Genomic DNA, 363 nt, shown 5'->3' on the forward strand with positions numbered 1-363 from the left:
ACGCCGAACCCGAGCTGAACCTGTGGGCACTACGGGACACCGCGGGCACACCGTTCCTGCTGCTGTCTGGGATGGAGCCGGATCTGCGCTGGGAGAAGTTCACCACCGCCGTGCGACTGCTCGCCGAACAACTCGGGGTGCGCCGCAGTATCGGCCTGAGCGCCATCCCCATGGCCATCCCGCACACCCGACCGCTCGGTATCACCGCACATTCCTCCGATCGCGATCTGATCGAGGACAACCAGCGCTGGCCGGGCGAGTTGCAGGTGCCCGGTAGTGCCTCATCGCTGCTGGAATACCGGATGGCCCAGCACGGTCACGAATCGCTGGGGTTCTCGGTGCATGTGCCGCACTACCTGGCAC

1 protein-coding gene is annotated in these 363 nt (G+C 65.8%); it reads left to right on the plus strand.

Annotation, left to right across the window (positions count from 1 at the left end; translation table 11 throughout):
• Positions 1-363 (plus strand): PAC2 family protein (locus GV790_RS29200; protein ID WP_163818036.1); only part of this gene is annotated, 363 nt, incomplete at both ends.

This window comes from Nocardia cyriacigeorgica (genome assembly GCF_010858045.1).
Taxonomy (GTDB): Bacteria; Actinomycetota; Actinomycetes; order Mycobacteriales; family Mycobacteriaceae; genus Nocardia; species Nocardia cyriacigeorgica_E.